Origin of the sequence: Rhodococcus sp. A14 (assembly GCF_011603105.1) — a bacterium.
GTDB classification, from domain to species: domain Bacteria; phylum Actinomycetota; class Actinomycetes; order Mycobacteriales; family Mycobacteriaceae; genus Rhodococcus_F; species Rhodococcus_F opacus.
Map to the genome: position 1 here is coordinate 165,695 of NZ_JAAOQS010000002.1, position 22,385 is coordinate 188,079.

The 22,385-nt window shown below is 65.5% G+C and carries 18 protein-coding genes; 7 read left to right on the forward strand and 11 right to left on the reverse strand.

The features are described from left to right. Positions 1-197: 197 nt before the first annotated feature. The 4 genes from G9373_RS02005 to G9373_RS02020 are packed head-to-tail and all read left to right on the forward strand — an operon-like array spanning position 198 to position 3,938. The gene (locus tag G9373_RS02005; protein WP_054246043.1) at positions 198-1,457 is read left to right on the forward strand and encodes a class I SAM-dependent methyltransferase; all 1,260 of its coding nucleotides are present in this window, start codon (positions 198-200) and stop codon (positions 1,455-1,457) included. After that, positions 1,454-2,242, forward strand: a complete 789-nt coding sequence (locus tag G9373_RS02010; RefSeq protein WP_054246044.1) for a hypothetical protein — start codon at positions 1,454-1,456, stop codon at positions 2,240-2,242. The genes G9373_RS02005 and G9373_RS02010 overlap by 4 nt, the downstream gene beginning before the upstream one ends. 3 nt (positions 2,243-2,245) lie before the next feature. Beyond that, positions 2,246-2,896 (forward strand): PIG-L family deacetylase, encoded by a 651-nt coding sequence (locus G9373_RS02015; RefSeq protein WP_054246045.1) that lies wholly within the window; start codon positions 2,246-2,248, stop codon positions 2,894-2,896. Between the two features lies 1 nt (position 2,897). Beyond that, positions 2,898-3,938 carry an SDR family oxidoreductase gene (locus G9373_RS02020; protein WP_054246046.1) on the forward strand — a complete coding sequence of 347 codons (1,041 nt, stop codon included), beginning with the start codon at positions 2,898-2,900 and terminating at the stop codon, positions 3,936-3,938. A gap of 19 nt (positions 3,939-3,957) precedes the next feature. On the opposite strand, the gene G9373_RS02025 is transcribed toward G9373_RS02020, so the two are convergent. Beyond that, on the reverse strand, positions 3,958-4,527 hold the full coding sequence (locus G9373_RS02025) for a dTDP-4-dehydrorhamnose 3,5-epimerase family protein (RefSeq protein ID WP_054246047.1): 570 nt from the start codon (positions 4,525-4,527) through the stop codon (positions 3,958-3,960). Between the two features lie 62 nt (positions 4,528-4,589). Between G9373_RS02025 and G9373_RS02030 the strand changes: the two genes are divergently transcribed. Then, positions 4,590-5,726, forward strand: a complete 1,137-nt coding sequence (locus G9373_RS02030; protein WP_167113712.1) for a methyltransferase domain-containing protein — start codon at positions 4,590-4,592, stop codon at positions 5,724-5,726. On the opposite strand, the gene G9373_RS02035 is transcribed toward G9373_RS02030, so the two are convergent. The 5 genes from G9373_RS02035 to G9373_RS02055 are packed head-to-tail and all read right to left on the reverse strand — an operon-like array spanning position 5,681 to position 12,388. Then, positions 5,681-6,229 carry a YdcF family protein gene (locus G9373_RS02035; protein ID WP_240482734.1) on the reverse strand — a complete coding sequence of 183 codons (549 nt, stop codon included), beginning with the start codon at positions 6,227-6,229 and terminating at the stop codon, positions 5,681-5,683. The two genes, G9373_RS02030 and G9373_RS02035, sit on opposite strands and share 46 nt — an antisense overlap. Then, a complete protein-coding gene (locus G9373_RS02040; RefSeq protein WP_259465574.1) occupies positions 6,230-7,789 on the reverse strand; it encodes an oligosaccharide flippase family protein in 1,560 nt (519 codons plus the stop codon). 14 nt (positions 7,790-7,803) lie between these two features. Next, on the reverse strand, positions 7,804-8,832 hold the full coding sequence (locus tag G9373_RS02045; RefSeq protein ID WP_054246068.1) for a glycosyltransferase family A protein: 1,029 nt from the start codon (positions 8,830-8,832) through the stop codon (positions 7,804-7,806). Positions 8,833-8,834: 2 nt separating this feature from the next. Further along, positions 8,835-10,196: a nucleotide sugar dehydrogenase gene (locus G9373_RS02050; protein ID WP_240960300.1), complete on the reverse strand. Its 1,362-nt coding sequence runs from the start codon at positions 10,194-10,196 to the stop codon at positions 8,835-8,837. Positions 10,197-10,231: 35 nt separating this feature from the next. Next, entirely contained in the window at positions 10,232-12,388 is a 2,157-nt protein-coding gene (locus G9373_RS02055) for an alginate lyase family protein (protein WP_317610980.1), read from the reverse strand. 74 nt (positions 12,389-12,462) lie between these two features. On the opposite strand from G9373_RS02055, the gene G9373_RS02060 reads away from it, so the two are divergent. Beyond that, entirely contained in the window at positions 12,463-13,836 is a 1,374-nt protein-coding gene (locus tag G9373_RS02060; protein WP_054246049.1) for a putative glycoside hydrolase, read from the forward strand. Between the two features lie 14 nt (positions 13,837-13,850). Here G9373_RS02060 and G9373_RS02065 read toward each other — a convergent pair whose 3' ends face one another. The 5 genes from G9373_RS02065 to G9373_RS02085 all read right to left on the reverse strand — a co-directional run bounded on the left by G9373_RS02065 (position 13,851) and on the right by G9373_RS02085 (position 21,432). Continuing rightward, a complete protein-coding gene (locus G9373_RS02065) occupies positions 13,851-15,056 on the reverse strand; it encodes a glycosyltransferase family 4 protein (protein WP_167113715.1) in 1,206 nt (401 codons plus the stop codon). After that, complete coding sequence (locus tag G9373_RS02070) at positions 15,053-17,335, reverse strand: glycosyltransferase (RefSeq protein WP_182623816.1); 2,283 nt, start codon at positions 17,333-17,335, stop codon at positions 15,053-15,055. Before G9373_RS02070 ends, G9373_RS02065 begins: the two co-directional genes overlap by 4 nt. Next, positions 17,332-18,321, reverse strand: coding sequence for a glycosyltransferase family 4 protein (locus tag G9373_RS02075; protein ID WP_240960301.1), 990 nt, complete (start codon positions 18,319-18,321; stop codon positions 17,332-17,334). The genes G9373_RS02070 and G9373_RS02075 overlap by 4 nt, the downstream gene beginning before the upstream one ends. Positions 18,322-18,392: 71 nt before the next feature. Next, complete coding sequence (locus G9373_RS02080; protein WP_167113720.1) at positions 18,393-19,826, reverse strand: O-antigen ligase family protein; 1,434 nt, start codon at positions 19,824-19,826, stop codon at positions 18,393-18,395. A 100-nt stretch (positions 19,827-19,926) separates the two neighbouring features. Further along, positions 19,927-21,432, reverse strand: a complete 1,506-nt coding sequence (locus G9373_RS02085; RefSeq protein ID WP_054246054.1) for a hypothetical protein — start codon at positions 21,430-21,432, stop codon at positions 19,927-19,929. Positions 21,433-21,667: 235 nt separating this feature from the next. Between G9373_RS02085 and G9373_RS02090 the strand changes: the two genes are divergently transcribed. Then, positions 21,668-22,369 carry a GNAT family protein gene (locus tag G9373_RS02090; RefSeq protein ID WP_082359721.1) on the forward strand — a complete coding sequence of 234 codons (702 nt, stop codon included), beginning with the start codon at positions 21,668-21,670 and terminating at the stop codon, positions 22,367-22,369. Positions 22,370-22,385: the final 16 nt, after the last annotated feature.

Sequence of the window (22,385 nt, forward strand, 5' to 3'; positions counted from 1 at the left end):
GCGGCCACAAATTACTCCACTGTCTGGACTAATTCGATAAATTTCGAAAATGGTTTTGCACGCCCCTAACATACCCAAAGTTGGTTTTGAGCCTTGAACGGTGACATGAAGTGTGGTTTATTGAGTGGATCGACGACCCGTGGTGTGACATACCTGACAGGAACGTCATGACCTCCCCGGGGTGAAGGGAGACTGCAGTGCGCTGCCGACTGTGCGACTCCGACCGGATGCGGAGCATCCTGGACCTGGGCGCGACCCCGCCTTGTGAACTCTTCCTGACCGAAGCCGCGTTGGACACTGCGGAAGTAACCTATCCACTGCACCTGCGGCTGTGCGAAGACTGTTTGCTCCTGCAGATTCCTGCACTGATCACGCCGGAAGACACCTTCACCGACTACGCCTACTATTCCTCCTTCTCGGACTCCTGGGTCGAGCACGCGCGGAGGTTCGTCGCCTCGGCCGCGGACAGACTCGGCCTCGACGACACTTCGTCGGTCGTGGAGGTGGCGAGCAACGACGGCTACCTGCTGCAACACTGCGTCGCCGCCGGAATCCGCTGTCTCGGAATCGAACCGTCGCACAACGTCGGTGCGGCTGCGCGTGAGCGCGGGGTTCCCACTCTCACCGCGTTCCTGGACGAGGACCTCGCCGCCCGTGTTCGAGCGGAGCACGGCCCCGCGGAACTCGTGGTCGCGAACAACGTCTACGCGCACGTCCCGGACCTTCTCGGATTCACTCGCTCTCTCCGCACCCTCGTCGCAGACGACGGCTGGCTGAGCATCGAGGTTCACCACGCCTTGAATCTGGTCCACCTCGCGCAGTTCGACACGATTTATCACGAGCACTTCCAGTACTACACCGTGCTGTCCGCGACCCGCGCGCTCGCGACGGCGGGCCTCACCGTCGTCGATGTGGAACTGCTGGATACACACGGGGGATCGATACGGATCTGGGCGCGTCCCAGCGCCGTCGGCCGGGAGCCGACTCGCCGCGTCGCCGAGGTGCTGCACCGGGAGAAGACGGCCGGCCTGCACGACGTAGACGGCTACCTCGGACTCGAGCCTCGGGTGAGGGCTGTACGACAGCAGTTGCTCGGGTTCCTCCTGGACTGCCGGACCGAGAACCGGACGGTCGTCGGCTACGGCGCTCCGGGTAAGGGGAACACGCTGTTGAACTACTGCGGAATTCGTCCGGACCTACTCGAATATACGGTCGATCGGAATCCCTACAAGCACGGTCGTTTCACGCCCGGCACCCGGATTCCGATCCTCGACCCGAAGCAGATCGAGAAGGATCGCCCGGACGTCGTCCTCGCGTTGCCCTGGAATCTCGAGGCAGAACTGACCGAACAACTGCGATACATCACAGAGTGGGGCGGGGAACTGGTCTTTCCACTCCCCTCCCTACACAGCGCTGGTTTCCAGCCGGACCTCGTGTCAAGGAGGCTCACGACATGAAAGTTGTCCTGTTCTGCGGCGGTTACGGCATGCGCATGCGAAACGACCGCAGCGACGCAATCCCCAAGCCGATGCAGATGGTCGGCCCCCGGCCCCTGCTGTGGCACGTGATGCACTACTACGCCCACTTCGGGCACAAGGAGTTCATCCTCTGCCTCGGGTACGGCGCCGAGGCAATCAAAGAGTTCTTCCTCGACTACCGCGAAGCGGAGTCCAACGACTTCATCCTTCACGCTAACAAGATCGAGCTTCTGCATTCCGACATCAGCGACTGGTCCATCACGTTCGTCGACACGGGTCTGGAATCGGCGATCGGTGAACGACTGCGCCGCGTGCGAAGGCACCTCGACGGCGACGAATACTTTCTCGCGAACTACGCAGACGTCCTGACCGACGCTCCCCTCGACGACGTGGTCGCGAAGTTCCACGAATCCGGTGCCGCGGCGTCGATGCTCGTCGTTCCGCCGCAGTCCTCGTTCCACTGCGTGAACGTGGCCGATAACGGCGAGGTCAAGGAGATCATACCGGTCGGTCGGCTACCGATCTGGGAGAACGGTGGCTACTTCGTCCTCAGCCACGAGATCTTCGACCTTCTCCCACCGGGCGGCGATCTGGTAGCGGATGTCTGCGAAACCCTGGCGGGCGAGGGCCGCCTGTTCGGATACCGGCACGAGGGCTTCTGGAAGCCTGCCGACACCTTCAAGGAGCGGGCCGAACTCGACGCGAATTACGCAAAGGGCATCCATCCGTGGATGGTGTGGGATCAACCGCAGGCGGTGTCATAGGTCATGCTCGACCTCCATACCCCGCAGGTCGCCGAGATCGCCGTCCTCGGCGCACACTGTGACGACATCGCGATCGGCGTCGGCGGGACGCTGCTGACTCTGTCGTCCACTTCGCCAGGACTCCGAGTGCGTGCCCTGGTGTTGTCGGGCAACGACTCCAGGCGAGAGATCGAGGAACGGCACGCGCTCACCGCACTGTGCCCCGGTGCCGACCTCGAACTCGACGTCCTCGACGTTCCTGACGGGCACGCGCCCGGATACTGGGAGCCGATCAAGACTGCACTCGAGGGATTCCGGCGACGATGTGAGCCCGACATCGTGTTCGCTCCACACCGCGGGGATGCCCACCAGGATCACCGGCTACTGGCCGAACTCGTACCGACAGTGTTTCGGGACCATCTCGTGCTGGGCTATGAGATCCTCAAATGGGAGACCGACACCCCCCACCCCACCGTCTTCCATCCTCTGATACGAGCGGTCGCGGAGGAAAAGGTCCGGGTTCTGTTGAAGCACTACCCGTCCCAGATCGACCGCGATTGGTTCGACGAAGAAGCGTTCCTCGGCGTCACCCGGCTGCGGGGTGTGCAGTGTCGGCGGCTGCACGCCGAGGCCTTCGTTCTCGAGAAGGCGAACATACGATTCGGAAGGACCTGACATGCGAGTGCTCCTCACCGGACACCGTGGCTACCTGGGCTCGGTCATGGCTCCGTGTCTGCTCGCCGCTGGCCACGACGTCGTCGGCCTCGACTCGGGACTGTTCGCCGGCTGCATCCTCGGACCCGACAGTGCCGAGGTTCCGTCGATTCACGCAGACATCCGCGATGTGACGGCGTCACATCTCGTCGGCTTCGACGCGGTGATCCATCTTGCCGCGCTGTCGAACGATCCACTGGGTTCACTGGCCCCCGAGATCACCTTCGACATCAACCATCACGCGTCGTTGCACCTCGCCCGGCTCGCGAAAGATGCTGGTGTGCAACGCTTCCTGTATGCATCGACATGCTCGGTGTACGGCTCGGCGGGCGAGGATCTGGTGACCGAATCGGCACCCCTCCGCCCTCTCACCCCGTACGCGGAGAGCAAGGTGCGCGTAGAGGAGGACGTGACCGCCATCGCCGACTCGGGGTTCTCGCCGGTTTTTCTGCGAAACGCGACCGCGTTCGGGTTCTCGCCATGTCTGCGCGCCGACATCGTCCTCAACAATCTCGTCGGCGTCGCGATGCTGACCGGCACCGTGCGTGTGTTGTCGGACGGCACGCCGTGGCGCCCACTGGTGCACGCCCGCGACATCGCAGCTGCATTCTGCGCCGCACTCGTCGCGCCCGTGGACGCGATTCACTGCCGCGCCTACAACGTGGGGACCGAGGACAACAACGTCACCGTGGCGCAGATCGCGGAAGCCGCGGCCACGGCAGTGCCGAACTCGACCGTCGACGTCACCGGTGAGACAGGACCGGATCCGCGGTCGTATCGCGTCGACTTCAGCGCGATCCGGACGGCATTCGAGGGATACACCCCGCAGTGGACCGTCGTCGCGGGCGCGGTCGAACTGTACGAGAACTACGTCCGCTGGGGGCTCACGGAAGAGCTCTTCACTACGCGCTTCACCCGCCTGGCCCACCTGCGGACGCTGCAAACCGCGGGTCTGCTCGACGCGTCGCTCCGATTCCAGCGGGTCGGTGCGGGCCGTGACTGACGACGGTCGTGCGCGCGCCTCAGAGCGACTTCATCAGACTTGCCCAGCTCGCGGCAGCTGCGTCCCGCGCGCTCACCGACGACACCGGGAGCGGCCAGGCGATGGCGAGGTCAGGGTCGTCGTAGGCCACCGCCACGTCTTCTGCCGGGTCGTGCTCCCTGTCGATGCGATAACAGACATCGGCGCAGTCGGTGAGGGCCTGGAACCCGTGCAACAATCCGGGTGGCACGAACAGATGCGCGAACGTGTCATCGTCGAGGGTGAACGCCTGCGTGCGTCCGAAAGTCGGCGACGTCCGCCGTACGTCCACGAGCACGTCGTAGATCGCTCCGTGCGCGCAGCGCACGAGCTTGGCTTCGCCTTCCCCCGATCTGCAGTGCATGCCGCGGATCACGCCGCGCACCGATCGCGACTGGGAGTCCTGCACGAAGTCCGCGGCGCGGACCGGTCGGCGCGAGGACGCTCGGCGCGCGACGGCGTCGTCGAATATGTGTGCGTCGAACGTCCGCGTGAAGAGTCCCCGCTCGTCCCGAAACGGCTCGGGAGTGAAGAGCAGGACATCCTCGAGTTCCGTGGTTTCCACGCGCACATCACCATCGTGCCGCACCGCGGTAGGCGGGTGCGGCGTTTCCGGAAGTCCGGACGGTCACGATGATCTGCCGCGGATGCGCCGGTTCCGACACGGTCCGTGTGCTCGATCTCGGGCGTATGCCCGCCGCGGACCACTTCCCGCCGGCGTGGTCGGCGATCGACTCGCGCGAGTCGGCGCATCCGCTGGCAATGGAGCTGTGCCGACAGTGCGGACTCGCGCAACTCGCGGACGACGACACAACGCCGGAGGAGCCGCGGGGAGTCGAACCTCTCGCGTTGCGGAACCAGGCTGCCGACGCCGTTCGGACGGTCGCCGAGTCGGGCTTCCTGAGCGGCGACACCGTCCTCGAGTTCGGCAGCCCGCACGGCGGCAGCTGGCTCGGACTGCTCGCCGACCGCGGGTTCCGCCCGCCGCCCCCGGGGAGACCTGCATCGGTGGTGCTCGATTGCTTCGGCCTCATGCACGAAGGACACCAGAGGGCGGCACTGGCGGAACGAGTGAGCACAACGGCAAGTGATGGCACCCTTCTTCTCCAATTTCACTCTCTCGCTGCAATAGTCACGCACGGCCAATGGAACGCGCTGCGGCACGGCCACTACGCGTACTACTCCCTGACGGCCCTGCAGCGCATGCTCGGCGACGTCGGCATGAGCCTGTCGTCCGCATGGGAGTTCGACCTCTACGGTGGCACCGTCCTGGTTGCCGCCCGGCACGGCGTCCGGTCGGACACGTCGCACACCGTCCGCAGAATCCTCGCGGCTGAAAACGCCATGGGTGTGTGCAAGCCGCGATCGATCCGCCACCTGCAGCAGGCCGCGGACGACCACGTCAGCTCGCTGCGTATCTGGCTCGCCGCGATGGCAGGTCGCGGGCAACGCGTCTACGCATACGGTGCGGCGTCGCGGGCAGTTGCCCTGTTCAGGCGTGCGGGCGTCGACCGACGTGTGTTGTGCGCGGTGGCCGACGCGTCCCGCGCCAAGCAGGGCCGGCGGATGCCCGGCACCGATGTACCGATCATCTCCCCCGCGCAGCTGCTCGCAGACGACCCCGACGTGGTGCTGCTGACGGTCGCCGACCTGCTCCCGGAGGTGCAGTCGCAGTTTCCAGGGTTGACCGGCAAATGGGTGGTGGACATCGCCGACGGGGAACGTCAGCAGCCTGGCTGGAACAAGCTCCGCACATACCCTGCCGTCTGATAGCCGCTCTGCCACACCCAGTCGGCGGCAGAGATGTCCGCCGGGCTGGCCGCCATCATGACGTCCCCGCCGAAGCAGCGCTGAATAATGTACCGAGCCCGTGACACGTGCGGGGTGAACGTGACCACGATGACGCTGTTCCATCCGCCGGCCGTCGCGAGATCGCGGAATGCCTGCGCTTCCCCGGCGGTGGTCGCGGGGTCGGGATCGAAGCAGACAACCGCAAACGCGAACTGCGCTCCGCAAAGTCGATCGAGCCACTCGTCGGATCCACCGCTCGGATCGGACAGCACCACATGCCCGGCGAGCCCCTCGAGGGCGAGGTCGAGTCCGTAGGTATAGCGCTCGTGACCGGGACCACCGAGAACCAGGATCGCATCAGCTCGGTGGAGCTCGTCGAGTTGCGGCTCGACATATGTCGGCACACCTGCTGCCGTCGCGCCGAGGACCGCGGCAACCACGCAGATGAACGGCCAGCGCAACCATCGAGCTGTACTGCGCACCTAGCGTTCCCCTCCCACGACGCGGCCGGCGATCGTGTGGACGGCCGCCCGTATCTCCGCGAAGGCGGATGGTGCGATCAACCGAAGGGACAGGAGGTAGGCGATCAGGAACGCCACACACTCCAGGGCTATCGCCGCGAGTCCCACCGCGATCGACCGCTGGTCCGAGTGCACGACGTACCGTTCGAGTGGCGCGATCATCGCGAACGCAGCCAGCGAGGCGATCACTGATGGGACCATCACCCGGGCTATCTCACCGCCCGATGCCCCGATCACCGAGCGCGCGAGTCCGAGCCCGGTTATCCCCACGACGATCGCCGCGCCGGAAACCGCGAGACCGACCCCGGCGAGACCGAGTGGTAACAACAGCAGCAGTAAGGGGACTCCGGTCAGCAGGCCGGCTGCGGTCATCCAATTCATGCGGCTGGATCGGCCGGCCCCCTTCATCGCCTCCGCGCTCACCGAGTTCATCGCCACGCCGAGTCCGATGCCCGCCATCGATGCCACCGCCACTCCGGCGCCGCGCCAGGGCTCGCCGAGCAGTACCACGACGGCGGGCTCACCGACTGCGACCATCAGTGCCCCAGCCGGCATCGCCACCCGCCAGATCCAACTCAGAGCACGCAGGAAAGCATCTTTGAAGCGCCGCGAGTCGGAGGAGATGCGGGAGAAGGCGGGAAACAGCACATACGAGCAGACCTGGACGATTGCCATGCCGGGGAGCAACGCGATCCTGCGGCCATACCGATAGTTGCCGAGCGCAGCCTCGCTCAGTCCGCGGCCGATGATCGTCAACTCGACGACCTCCTGTGCCCGTGCGGCTGCGCCGTCCAGTAGTAGCGGAAACGAGAAGACCGCCATTTCGCGCCAGATCCGAAACGAGAACCGCCCTCCGAACGGATGCCATCGGGACAGCCACCAACTCGCGACGATCCAGACGAGCATCGACGCATACGAGCCGATTACCAGGGACCAGACGCCGTACCCCAGCGCGGCGAACACTATCGAACCCGCCGCAAAGGTGAGCCCCACGGCGGGATCCACGATGATCCGGCGCTTGAACTGAAAACGGCGCTGCATCAGGGCATCCGGGACGCATGTGATCGCGATCAGAAACATCGAACCGGACATGGCAGCGGCCACCGTCCCGACCGCCTGGCTGCTGAACACGCGCCCGATCAAGGGGGACACCGCCAACATGACCAGGCTCATGAGGATCCCCGTACCCAGGGTCACCCAGAACACCGTGGTGGCCGCATTCTCGACGTCGTGCTCACGCTGAACGAGTGCCTGGGCCAACGTGCCGTGGGTGACGACCACCAGAAAGGTCGTCATCACCGTACCCGCCGCGAACACCCCGACGATCTCGGGGCTCAGCAGCCGTGCCAGCACCAACGTCTGCACGAACGTCACACCCTGCACGATCAGCAGACCCGCCGCGGCCATCGCGGCCCCGCGGCGGAGGATGCTGCTCAGTGTGCCGACCGAGGTGGTCCCGGGCGACGGTGCAGATCCCGAGTCACCACACTCCGGGGCGCGCCCAGGTGTCGACGAATCCACTGCGCCGCCTTCGTTCACGGCCGACTCACGGCCTCGGTGCGCCGACCGATCGTGTGTCCGAGGGCAACGGTGACCCTTTGCTTGACCGGATGCAGCCTGCGCATCGTGTCGGGAAAGAGCGATAACGAGCACGTCACCAAGGCGGCGCGGAGTGTGTGCCGCTGCGCGAACGCCGCTTTCGCCTCGACACGCGCCACGGCCAGGTTCCCTTCGAGCAGCGACCGTCGGGCCCGTCGCATCGCTTGGTGGTACCGCAACCGCCGTAAATTGCTCCGTAGCGCGTCCAGGTCCTCGGCCCGGCTCGTGGAGTGGGCCACCGTCTGGAACGACCGTTGAATGCGCCCATCGAACGCCTCGACCCCCGCGGGGTCGCGCGATACCGAGTCCTTCCGGACACGGCAGCGCGCGAGGCGCTCAGGGAGCATTCGCACATCGAATCCGGAATCGACGAGCCTCAGCCACATGACCACGTCCGCCTCGACTTCCTGTGTCGCGTGCTCGTACCCACCCACAGCGATCCACGCCTCGCGCCGAACCGCGCCCGTGTAGTACGGGATGTATCCCGCGAGCATCTCGGTCAGAGCCAGAGGCTGCCCCGGATCCGGTCGCGCCCTGAATCCGATCGAGCGTAGGTATCCCTTGGGTGCGCCACCGAGATCGTCGAACAGCAGGGCGTCACAACCGACCGCGTCGACGGCCCGGTCGGCGGCGAGTACCGCCCCCGTCCGCGCGCAGAAGTCCGGCATCAGCAGATCGTCGCTGTCGAGCACGCAGACGTACTGTCCGCGCGCCAGAGCGGCGGCAGCCGTCACACCGCCCTCGTATCCGCGATTTTCCTGTCTTACCAGCCTGATTCGGCTGTCGGATGCGAAGGAACGGACTATCGCCGCGATCTCGTCGGAGCATCCGTTGTCGACGACGATCAACTCCCAGTCGGTACGGGTCTGGCGGTGCACCGACTCGATCGTCTGCGCCAGATACTCCTCCGTCCGGTAGGCGGTGGTCAGAAAGCTGAAGGTAGGGAGGGGGCGCGAGTCGCTCACCGTCACCACCCCAAGCCCACATAACCTTCGCGCCGGCGCCGCTCCTCGGCGCCTGGGAGCCGGACGAGGTCGACAACCGTGTGCTGCGCGCCCGCCCGGTTGACCGCCGCCACCACTGCGGGCTCCCTGGACCCCGCGATGAGCACCTCTGCGTGATCGAGGACGGCGTCGACGTCATCGGTGAGAACCTCACCGATGTGCGGCAGCAGTTCCTCGATGAAGTCGCGGTTCGCGCCCAACAACCTGGACAGTGCGACGTTGGCATCACAGATCTTGACGTCGTAACCCTTGCCGATGAGTCGCTCGGCCAACTCGACCATCGGGCTCTCACGCAGATCGTCGGTGCCGGGCTTGAACGACAGACCGAAGATGCCGATCCTCCGCTTACCCAACGCGATCACCTGGTCCACTGCCCGCCGCAGGTGCATCTCGTTCGACACCAGCACGTTCGCCAGCACCGGCACTTCGACGTCGTGGATTCGAGCAGTGTGCATCAGCGCGCGCACGTCCTTCGGGAGACACGAGCCGCCGAAAGCGAATCCCGGACGCAGATAGGCGGCACTGAGATTCAGTTTCGTGTCGGCGAGGAAGATGTCCATCACGGCGTGTGAGTCGAGCCCCAGAGATCCGCAGATGGCTCCGATTTCGTTGCCGAACCCCACTTTCAGGGCATGGAAACTGTTGTCGACATACTTGACCATCTCGGCGACGGGGATCGGTACGCGGAACCGCGGTCCACCGAGCCCGTCGTACAGACTTGTCACCAGCTTCCCGCTGCGCTCGTCACTTTCCCCGACCACCGTCTTGGGCGGATTGAGGAAGTCGCGCACACTGCTGCCTTCGCGCAGGAACTCCGGGTTGACGCAGACGCCGAAGTCGACACCCACACGCTTGCCCGAGGCACGTTCCAGACGCGGGATGAGTATCTCCTCGCAGGTACCCGGCACCATGGTGCTGCGATAGACGACGACGTGGAAGCTGTCCTTGGTCGCCAGCGCGGCGCCGATCTCGTCGGTCGCACGCTCGAGATAGCGGGTGGCCAGGCCTCCCCCCGGTGCGGACGGGGTGCCGACACAGACGATCGTGACGTCGCTCGCGAGGACGGCGGCGGCCGGGTCGTCGCTGACGGTGAGCAGGCCGGATTCCACCACCTCCGCGATCAGTTGGCCGATCCGCTCCTCGAACACCGGGGTCTGGCCCCGGCGCAGGAAATCGATCTTCGAGGGATTGACGTCCACCCCGACCACGGGGAAACCCCGGGACGCCAGGCACGCCGCCGACACACATCCGACGTAGCCTAGCCCGAAGACGCTCAGGGCTATCCGCCGCGCGGATGGACGCATATGCAATTCGGTCGCGCTCATGACAACCGCCCAACCAGTAGAGGTCTAGAAGTTTTCTAATGGGATCTATTCCATACTACGTCCCCGTTTTTCGTCATGGTTCCAATCGCATGGTTGATTTCCACCCGGTTTTCCGAGCTCCCCTCGCGCCAACTCGCGATGAGACATCCATCGCGAACCCCGACGGTGAGGTCTTCAGCCCACGCCATGCGTCCGTCCAGCGGGTTGAGCACAGTTGCGACCACAACCGGTACGTCGCCCGTGCAGTATCCACCGACCAACCATGCCGGCTCTCTCGATTCCAGCCGACGCGACCACCACCCGAGACCGAGCTGGGCGTCACCTCGTACCTCGTACCGGATCAACTCACTGCTGGCGCTGTGGACCAGCTGGAGAATCGGCTCCCTATCGCGGCTGGCAAGGTGACCCTCCTCGAGCGGTGTGACGTCCAGCGAGGGCGACAGCGGCCACGACGTGCGTACCTCATGACGGCCTCGGCCCGCGATGAGATCGACGACGAGGATGCTGCCCCGATCCGGCGGCGCGATGAGCCACCTCCGATGCACCACCGGCTGCGAGAGCCGACTGTAGCCACTGTGTTCGGCATCGACGACACAGCGCTCGAGGTCGACCGACCGCACCCGAACCCGGGCGTGCTCCGTCCACAGAAACGGCCCTCCGACGACCGACTGGTCCAGGCCGTCGACACACACGGTGGCATGAGCGCGAGTACCCCGATGAGCAGCGCGCCAGTCGGGGTGCCGGTAGTAGCTGCCGGTGCCGGGGTCGCCGATCACGTCGTCGCCGTCGATGCTCAGCGTCACTGCGAGGGCGTCGGCGTGCCCGTGTGCAGCGAGCGAGAGGTAACCGAGCGGCCCGACGTCGACAGTCAGCCGGCGCGCGCCCGCGCGCAGCACGACGAGACCGCCGTGCGGGGCGTAGAAGCTACGAGGACCAGGTTCTGGGAAGGACTCCACCCCGGAAACCGGTTCTGTGCGAGCGTAGTTCATCCAGGCCGCCGACAGCGTCGTGCGGCCCACCCGACGTGCCGCCGTGTTGCGGGTCACCGCGCCCACCGTGCCGAGGTGATCTCGGGCTGTGCGTACCGGCTCCGCGCCGAGCCTGAGCGCGAAGCCCTCGTCGTCGTCGCCGTAGTGCGGCTCCGGATCACGATCACCGACGAGTGCTGCGATGAAGTCCGCGCTCCGATCGACGGCCGCGATCAACTCCGGGGGTGGTCGACCGTCACGAAGCGTCAGCAACGCCGCCACGGTGAGAAGCAGTTCCGAGGTGAAGATCTGGTATCCCATTGCCTGCTCGGCGCCTGCACCATCGGGCAGGATCTGCCGCCCGGCCTCGGCCGACAATACGCGGATCGCGTCCTTCTCCCACGACTCGGCACGGGCCAGGTCCGGCAGAAGAATTGACACTGTGGCCAGGCCTGCCATTTCCCCTACCAGGTGGTTGTTCGCCGAGCTGAACCGTGAACGCTCGTCCCAGCAGCGACGGGCAGACTCGGCGAGCACGCGGACGACGGCCCGAAACCGCGCGGTCGTCAACGCCGGCGAATTTCGCAGACCCTGGAGTGCCACCGCGATCGAGATCGAGCGGACCCCCGCCTCGAAGGCACCGCGCCATCCGATGCCGATGCCCGGCGGATTCTGCTCGATCCACGAGTCGAGTTGACGAAACGCCGCGTCGCCGAATCGCTCCTCACCGGTGAACAACCACGCTTCGGCGAGCCAGGTCAGATGTTGGAGTCTATTGAGCTCCCAGATCCACTTCGGATCACCATCCGCGGTGCGGTGGTCGATTCTGGATGCGGGCACGACAGGCCAGCCGACTTTCGAATGCGGGTCGTAGTGCCAGTCGATCGGCTCCGGCAGCGTCACTTCCGGGTAACCGAAGTAGGCGAATCGCCCACCGGCCACGCGCTCGGCAGCCGCGATCACCTGCTCGACCCCGGCCGGATGTTCCCGCGCGATGACGGCCGCCCGGCCGCGGTCCAGCAGTGCGGGCCGACTGGCGCATTCCCGGAATCTCGCCAACGCGGTTTCCCAGTCCGCCTCCGGCGTCCCGAACAGGTCTGCGTCACTCGTCGCACCGCGCCCGCCGTGCGGAAGCAGGCTCCGACCCGCTCGACTCGCACGCCATGCCACCTCGCGCGGGCTCATCGACTGCAATCGCCGCACGTGCCACAAGAGTTGACTCACGGCGCCCTCCATGCGGATACGAGAACCTCATCCGGCAGGTGACAAGGTGCCGTCGAGCGTGTCAAGCTGACTCGGTGCCCGGCACTCTCGCCTCCCGGCGTTTCAGCCGCCTCCGGTTCGCCCTGACGACGGTCGTTACGGCCGTTGGACTGATCGCCGCCTGCGCTACGCCTGTGGACGAGCGGCCCGCGCCCGCGCCCACGCCCGGCGATCCCCACTCCCTGACGTTCCCCAGGACCGCAACGTATTTCCTGAATCAGCAGGATCTTCCTCCCGTCGAGGAGCTCGCTCGATATGACGTGGTGGTTATCGACAACGAGTGGGCGAACCGGAAGCCGCACGAATACTTCGACGAGCTCCGTCACGCCAATCCACGCCTCCGGTTGCTCGCCTACGTGAACGTGGTCGACCATCCCGATCAACTCGGAACGGAGGCGTACTGGGCCAACCGATACGCGCTGTGGCAGTTCGACGAGAACGGCGAAAGTGCTTTCCCGGAACCATGGCTGGCGCACACGATGGACGGCACGCCGGTCAGCGAGTGGCCGGAGTCGACGATGACCAACCTCACGGACCAGGCGCCGCGGATCAACGGCCAGATCTTTGCCGAGTATGCCGCGAACTGGGTGGTGGACGACGTCTGGTCCGCGGGGGTGTGGGACGGCATCTTCCTCGACGTCTGGGGCGACCGGATCTACAGTGCGGATCGAGATCACTGGGACATCGATTCCGATGGCACCGACGAGCCGGACGATTCGATCTACGGGTTCGGAAACCCCTGGGAACGCGGCGTGAACCTGGCCGAACAGATCATCCGGCAACGAATTCCGGATGCCATCCTGGTCGCGAACGGCGACCGGACACTGCTGACGCAACAACTGGACGGCCGGGCGTGGGAAAAATTCGCAGACCCGCGAGCCGACCGGAATCCCATGTTCGACATCGAGCAGTATGTCAGCCTGACCGCCGAAGGCGAACACCGCCGGCCCGGCCTCGCGATGACGATCGACAAGCTGGGTGCCGCACCGCATTCGGCACAGGATTTCCAGCGTGCCCGGTACTTCCTGGCGGCGACGTTGCTCCAGAACGGATTCTGGGCGCCGATGGGCGCCGACTACGACGAGCCGGCCTACTTCGACGAGATGGACGGTGGCGGACTCGGCCCGGGGTACCTCGGGCATCCACTGGTGGCCGACCCGTCGCCGGCTGTCCTCAACGATCCGTACGCGGACGGGGTCGGGTCGCTGGGCCACGGCCTCTTCCGTCGCGACTTCGAGCACGGAACCGTCCTGCTGAACACCGACGACAAACCGCGAGAAGTGCAACTCGAGAAGCCCTTTCGGCGACTTCAGGGCGTCCGGGATCCGAGCACCAACAACGGAGACACCGTCACGTCGGTGACCCTCCAACCGAGTGACGGTCTCGTGCTCTCGAGCGAGAACCCATGACCGCATTCGGTCGTTCATCGCCTCACGCGCTCGGCCGCGAAGAGCCGCGCGTAGAAGTCCGTGAGTGCCCGGCGCGACGTCTCCCACGACAACTGCTGCTCGACACGTGCCCTGCCCACTTGGCCCATTCTGTGACGTTTCTGCGGGTCCCGAAGCAGCTCGTCGATCCCCGCTGCGAAGGCTGCCTCGTCGTTGGCCGGGGCGTAGACAGCGGACTCCCCCGCCGACACTCTCGACTCGACGAGCTCGAACGAGACGAGTGGCCGACTCATCGCCATGTATTCGACGACCTTGTTCATCGTCGATACATCGTTCAACGGGTTGCGTGGATCCGGTGCGAGACAGACATCTGCGGTCGACAGACATCGCTGCACGAACTCGTCGGGGACCCGGCCGGTGAATTCGACCATGTCTGTGAGTCCGAGCTTCTCGCTGAGGGCCACCATGTCGTCGAAGGAGTCTCCCGCTCCCATGAATATGCAGTGGAGGTCGTCCCGCCCGATCCCGTCCCGCAGGTGAGCGAGGGCGCGTAGCGCGTAGTCGACGCCGTCCTGCGGGCCCATCACACCCAAGTATGCCGCGAGATACCGCTTGCCGCGCTTCAGGTTCGGATCGGGGTCTCGGCGGACGAACCGACTCAGATCGGGCGCGCTCCGAACGACGGTAACCTGCTCCGGCGGCAGATGCCCGCGCTCGAGGGCAACCCGCCGGTAGCTCTCGTTCGTCGAGATCACCGCGTCGGCGGAGGCCAGTGTGAGCCGTTCCAGTAGCCTGGTCGCCCAATAGAGGATCGGACCGCCTCGGGGAAACCGAGACAGGAAGAGTTCGGGCACCAGATCGTGGTGATCGAACACGAACTTGGCACCGGCCGGGCGAAGAAGCGCAGCGACGAGGAACAGGAGATCCGGCGGATTGCAGGCGTGGACGGCATCGACCGGATCATCACGCCGCACCCGGAGAGCGAGCCGCGTGGAGTGCCACAACGCCAGACCGTACTCCCGCAGATAGCCCAACGGCCCACCTTCCGCGGCACGAAGGGGATAGCGGAGAATGCGGACCCCGTCCAGCGTGACGTCCGGCTCGCAGTCCTGGGTGGCCCCCATCGGGCAGATCACCGTGACGCGGTAGCCTGCCTCGACCAACGCGCTGCTCTCCTGCCACACCCGGCGGTCGAACGGTACCGAGAGATTCTCCACGAGAATCAGAATGTGCCGACTCATCGCACCTCCACCACTTCCGTGAGCAGGCGCTCGAATCCTCGCGCCGTGTCTTCGATCCGGTACTGCTGTTCCGCCCGTGCACGCCCCGACCGTCCCTGCCGAGTGCACAGTCCCGGGTCCGCGGCCAAGGAAATGAGCCGTTGCGCCATCGCATGTGCATCTCCGACCGGCACCACATAACCCTGTTCACCATCGGTGACCATGTCTCGCAGGCAACCGCAATCGGTGACCACGAGCGGCACGCCCGCGGCCATGGACTCGATCGCGATGATCGGCACGCCCTCATGCACGGACGACAGACAGGACACGTCGAGCCCTGGCAGGAGTTGTTGCACGTCCCGCCGCACCCCCATGAACCGCGTGCGGCCCGAGATACCGAGTTCGGTGGCAAGAGTGCGTAGCTCATCGTCGCGTTCGCCGCCTCCGATCACGACCAGCCGTACCCGGACACCGGACGCCGCCACGGCAGAAATCGCTTCGAAGAGCACCTGGTGCGCCTTCTGACTGCTGAGCCGGCCAACGATACCGACAATGAAGTCCTGCTGGTCGAGACCGAACGCGGTCCTGGCACGCTCACGGTCGGTGTCACGCGGCAACGGCGGCAGCACTATCCCGTTCGGAATCACCACCTCGCGCGTGCGTCGCCACGCGAAGCGTCCTACCCCTTCTTCCCGGCGCAGGTACTCGCCCTGTCGCGGGGCGAGCAGGACCAGCGCATCGGACAGCCACAGCGTCTCCACGGTGGAGCGCGGCAGGCAACGCTTGCCGACCGACGTCAGGTCCATGTCGTGGGCCGCCACGATGTTGGCACGTACTCCCGCGATCCGTGCCGCAATTCGCCCCAGCGCCAGCGCCGCTCGATGATGATGAGTAACCAGCACCGCGTCTGTGCGATCACGTCGCAGGCTACGGATCAACCGCGGCAGGGTTCGAACGTCGTAGCGACCCGAGCGCTCGAGCACTTCGACGTCGAATCCCGCCCTCCGAAACTCCTCGCCGAGCGGCCCAGCCTCGCGCAGACAGATCAGGCGCGGTCGTACCACCCGCGGATCGAGATTGCGGAACAGTTCCAGCATCAGGAGTTCGACACCCCCGACGAACGTCAGGTCCAAGACCAAGCTGAGCCGGATGGGTCTCGCCCCGCGAGGCGGGCACCGACCCGCCACCTCCTCGAGTGCACGTTCACTCTCGGCTACGCTGGCGCGCAGACTGAACTCGGACTCGACTCGCGTCCGCGCTGCGAGGCCCATCTCCCTGGACGTCTCGGGGTCCGTCAGCACTCGCAACAGCTTCTCGGCCAGTGCCGTCGGCGCACGCGGGGGCACGAGAAATCCGGTCACCCCCTCCGAAATCATCTCTGGAACGCCGCCGACTGCGGTACAGACGGCCGGCCGCCCTGCGGCCATCGCCTCGAGCAACGCCATCGGGAAACACTCCACGCTGTACGAGCTCAGGACGAAGACGTCCATCACTCCGAGCAGATCCCTCACATCCGGACGGGAGCCGGTGAACACCAGGCGGTCGGCGATGCCCAGCTCACTGGCGAGCCGTTCCAGATCGCCTCGCGTCGGCCCATCGCCGACGACGAGGAACTTCGTGTCCGGCAGCTCGTCGATGACCAGCCGTGCGGCGCGCAACAGCGTGGCGTGGTCCTTCTCGGGTCGCAGCGCGGCAAGGATTCCCACCACTCGGTCGCGCGGCCCGATCCCGAGCTCCGCGGCGGCGGAACGATCTCCCCTCGGATCGAACTTTGCGGGGTCCACACCGTTGTGGATGATTCGGATCTTGCCCGGCGGGATGTGCAAATCGTCTACCAGATAGGGAACTTGCAACTTCGCCACACCGAAATACGCGCTCGTGACCGGGCCGAGCGCGCGGTCGACGATCCGCCGAAAGACACTCCTCGTGGTGGTCTCACCGCAGTTGTGCACCCATACGACCGTCCGTGGAACTCGCGCCAGAACGGCAGCGATCCGACCGAGAGCCTCCGCATTGAAGCCGCGCACGATCATGATGTCCGGGGCGATCCTGCGCGTCTCCCGCACGAGGTCGCGCAGCGCACCGACCGCCTGCAACTTCGTTCGCCACAACGCCAGGGCGGGAACATCGCCGGCCGCCAGGGCAGGAAACAGCTCGCCCTCCTTCCCGATGCAGATGACGCTGGGCTCGAACCTCTCTCGGTCCAGTCGGGGAAGCAACGTGACAGCATGCCGCTCCGCTCCGCCGACGCGGAGGTCAGGCACTACACACAACACCCGCAGGGGGCGATCGGCTGTCATCGCCGCACCTTGTGGTAGAGGGCATCGAAACGGCGCCAGACGACGTCGACGTCGAACTCTGCTCGGATGCGCTGCAACGCCTGGGATCCGAGCCTGATGCGGGCATCGTCGTCGTAGACCGCACGACGCAAGGCTTGCGCGAGCGCGTCCACGTCGTCAACCGGAACCAGCACCCCACAATGATCGTCGATCAGTTCGGGGATGCCTCCCACCGCGCTGGCTACCACACACAGACCGTGGGCCATCGCCTCGAGTATCGCCATCGGCTGGCCCTCATTGCGCGACGGCAGGGCCAATACCTGGGAGCTTGCCAACAATTCGGGTACCCGATCCGGAGCGAGCCATCCGAGCACCGTGACGGTGCTACCCACCGACAGCTCATCGACCCGGTCCCGCGCGCGCTGCACTTCGCCGTCACCGGCGATCGTCAGTCGCGCACGCCCGTTTCCGTCGCCGATCATCTTCGCCCACGCGTCGAGCAGTGTGAAGGTCCCCTTGCGATCGCCGATGCAGCCGAGGAACAACACGTGCACCGGTTCACGTCCGGACGGCTGCCGTACCGGACGGCAAGGTCTGACCGCATTGGGAACAGAGACGATGTACGCCTGCGGCGCAATCCGCTCGAGCCGCTCTGCCCACCGGTCGCCGAGTGCCACTACCACGTCCGCACGGGTGAGTGTGGCGCGGATGAGCCCCTTTACTGGGCGCGACGATCGGCCGTAGAACAGATGGAAGTCGGAACCGTGCACGTGCATCACAACCGGCACCCGGAAGATTCGACAGATCCAGGCGAGGATGGCCTTTCGGATGAAGCTGCCTGCGACGGAGGTATGAAGGTGAACCACATCCGGCCGGTCGAAAACCAGAGCAGACACGAACGTGCCCAGCCCCGTCGCGAACGCCACGATCTTCGTGGCGACCGTGCCGTTCCGGTGGGTACTGACATGGCGAACATTCCACAGCTCCCACAGCGGAGTAGCTTGCATCGTTCGGACGAAAGTCGCTACTCCACCCCGGGTGGACGTACTGGTCGACGCCCACAGGGCCCGCTGCCGGTTCATGCGCGTTCCTGTTCTGGGACCGATACAGGCGCGCGTCGAGACGGATCCGGTGTCATCTGGTCCGCGGGAAGTCGATCAGCCCAGCCGATGACGATTCCGACGAGCAGCATCACGACCGCGTTCGGAAAGTCGAAGAACCGTAGGTCGACCGTGAGGCCCGCGATCACGAGCACAACGAAGGCCATGATCGCTACGAGCGCGAGACGCCTCCCGCACAGGCCGTCCGCCGGCAGCACCCGGTATGCGTGGAAGAGACCGCAGGCCAAGAGGAAGAGGACCGCGAGCCAGAGAGCCAACCCGAGTAGTCCCAGTTCCGCCGCGATTCCGAGCTCGTTGAAGTGGGACGCGATTCCGAAGCCGCGAATCCATGGCACATCCGGCGCCCACTGCTGGTGATGGTACGTGTTCATCGCGGTGAAGCGCCCGATCCCCCACCCCGCCAACGGTTTCTCCTGGACTGCCCAGATCGCCGTCTCCGCAGTGTTGAGCCGATCCTGCAGTTCGTCGGGTGATCCGACGCCACCCGCGGAACGATCGCTGCTGGTGAAGGCCGACCATTTGACGGCCACGGCGGCCGCCACGACCGCGCCGGTCACGACGAACCCGGTTCGAAACCCCTTGGCAGACGCTGCTCCGATCAACACCACCACAGCGAATGCGAGCCAGACAACTCGCGTGTGGGTCAGATAGACGCCGTATGCGGACGCTACCGCGATAGCGATGGCCACAACCCTGCTCCACCGAGGTTCACTGCGCGTTGCGGCCAGGAGGAGCGCCACGATGAAACCGAGGATCAACACCACGCCGTTGACCACGGGCTGGTCGAAGATGCCGACGGCTCGCCCCTCCCAGCTCGGAGACTCGACTATGTAGCGTGGCCAGACGAGTGCGGTCGGACCATGAAACTGCAGAATGCACATCGCAGCCGAGTAAGCCCCGAGCAACAGGATCGTCCATAGAAGTAGCCGGACCGCAGACACTCGGTCGAATGTGTACCGCCCCACGAGAAACACCGTGAACGGAATGATGGTGCCGGTCAGTACGAATCGCGGTACGGAGAGTTCTGCGCCGGACACGGGGACGACGGAGCCGTACTGGTGTGAGGAGAACATCGACATCACGTTCCAGGTGACGTAGAGAACCATTGCACACTCGATGGCGCCCAGACGCGGAGCGCGATCGATGCCCCGGGCAATCCAGATCGCCCACGCACCCACCACCCCGAGGTACGCCAGGACGAAGGGATCCACCGGCAGAATGCTGGGTAGGGCAACCCGGAGAAACGTGGTGACCAGCAGCAGAAGCACAGCGACCACCGGATCGCGCAGCCCGGCGAAGACAAGCGCACTGCCGACGGCGCCGAGCAGGAGAAGCACACCGAAATGAGTCGGTACCTTCGCGGCGGCTGCGAGCACGATGAGCACAGCCACTGGGAACCCTGCGCCCACCATCCATCGGAAGGTCGATCCACCCGTGGACGAGACACTGGTGGGGTCGGCGAGGGGCGGTGTCCGTCTCATTGTCGTCAGGTCACGGACGCGCGGTCTGATCCGGAGTGGACTCGCGGACCTGCACGAGGTCGACGGTATCCAACGCGTCCGAGTCCGCGGACTCGTCCAACGCGACCGAGTCCGCGGACTCGTCCAACTCGTCCGATGGCGGGATCGGCGCACTGCGCCGCGTGCATCGAGGATCGATGATGACGGCGCCGAGCAACCTCGACTCCACCTGCCCGAGCAGCCGACATGCCTCCACCGTTTCGGGGACCCGCGTGCTGCGCCTTTCGACCACCAGCACTACCGCGTCTGCTGCCGCGCAGATCACCTGCGCTTCAGCTGCTTCCGTGATCGGCGGAGCCTCGACGACAACAACGTCGGCGATACTGCGGGCCTGTTGGAGCAGGTTGCCGAACCGCTCACGGGTGAACAGCGCGTAGGGATCACCGTTCCCCGTTCCGCTCGGCATCTCCGGTATCTCCGGTATCTCGCCGGGTACCGCGTCCTGGATGAACCCGGCGATCGCAGGTGGGGTGACCGGGGCGAGGAAATCCGCTACGCCCGGAGCTTCATCGACATTCGTTGCGCGCTCGGAACCGTGCAGATCCGCCCGCACGATCAAGGACCGTTCGCTCTGGATCGCCCTGTGCTCGGCGATTGCCCGCGCAACCTGTGCAACGCCCTCCGTGCGCCGCGGCGCGGTCACCACAATCGTTGCCGGGCGGGGAAGATCGGCCAAACCGACGATGTTTGCCAAACGTCGGAATTGTGCCTCGCGACGCTGTTCCGCCCGAGGCTTCCCGCCGCGCGGGACCTCGACCAGCGTGTCCACGCCGACCTTCGCACGCACGTCGTCGGCGGTCGTGAGGCGTTTCGACACCGCGTCCAGCGCGAGAGCTGCAACGCACCCGAGTATCAGGCCGCCGAACAGCCCGAGCACCGCGTTCCGCGCCAGAGACGGGCTCTCCTCTGCGACGCCGGCGGCGAGCTGCTGGTCCTGCAGCTCGTTTGTCGTGTCCAACTCGATCGCCGTGATCCGGTCCTGGAGCTGCGCCATTGCGACGGGGTCCGCTTCGGGGGTTGCACGCTGCTCGTCGAGTTGCTTCCTGAGCTCCTCGAGGGTGTCGGCCCTACCGGCAAACCTGACGGTGTTGACATCGTCTCGGAACGCCCCGGCCATTGCAGTTGCCGCGGATGCCGCGGTCTCGGGGTCTTTGGCTGTGGCGTCGATATAGAGGATCGGACTCGCGGCGGCTGTGCTGGCCGCGAAGGCTACGTCGTCGGGGACGCCCGCTCGAGTTCGGATCCGTTCCTGGTAGGGCCCGTTGTTGAAGTAGTCGACATACCCCACCACGAGGATTGCGTCCTGTTCGGGAGCCCGGCCCGGCGAGGAGACGATCAGCGCCGCCCTGCCCGTATAGCTGGTCCCGGCTTCCTTCGCTGCTACGACCCCTCCGAGGACCGCCAGCGCCGCGATGAGGACGACCAACACACGACGGCGCCAGATACGCTCGAGCTGAACGTTCAATGTGCTGGTCATGTACCCCTCCACTATCAGGTTGCGGAGGATCGCGCGTCCCCGCTGAGATGTCGGGCTGACTCGGCACGCCATCGTTCGACCCACGGCGCCGACCCGAAATGTCGACTAAGCTATTCCCGACCTCGAGATTAATTTACTCCATAGAAGAGTACCTGAGGTATGGTTTTGGCGGATTTTTCATATTTGACGACTGGCACACGCGGCCGAGTATCATCAATCGCCAGAGGTGAGATCGTTGGATCTTCCGAAAACAAGAGTTGCAGTCGTCGCGGCGGCCAGGTTCCATCTCCGGCCGCTCCGCCGGATTCATCTTGCACGCCGGGCCCCGGCCTTGCACCTCGGCCCGGTAGTCGTCGGCGGGCACGAAGTGGCGCTCCGTTCGCCGCGGCTGTCCGACGCAACCGCCTGGCGGGAAATTCGGCTGCGAGATCAGCGTCTGATCGAACCGTACTGGGTCAGTTCTGCACTGAGCTGGCCGGAGCGCCACACCGAGACGGTATGGGTCGACGAATGCCTTCAGTCACGAAAGGCCGCCCGTGCCGGCCTCGCGCTGCCGATGGTGGTCGAGATCGACGGACGCTTTGCGGGACAATGCAATCTCGAGCGCATCGACGTGCGCACCAAGACCGCAGAGTTGGGAATCTGGCTCGACGCACGGGTAACCGGCAAAGGCGTGTGCTCAGTCTTGGGCGTGCTACTCGCGGACTACGTGTTCGGCACGTTGGGACTACGCCGAGTCACCGCGCCCATCTGCGTGGACAACGCTGCGGCTGCGAAGCGGGCTGAGCGCGTGGGCATGAGACGTGAGGGCACAATGGCCAGCTTCCTCGACGTCGGCGGCTGCCGTAGAGATCACGACATGTGGGCGATCACGTCGGACATGTGGGCGCAGGCCTCGAACATGGGAGACCCACGTCCCGACAACATCCAACATTGACGACACCCTGACCACC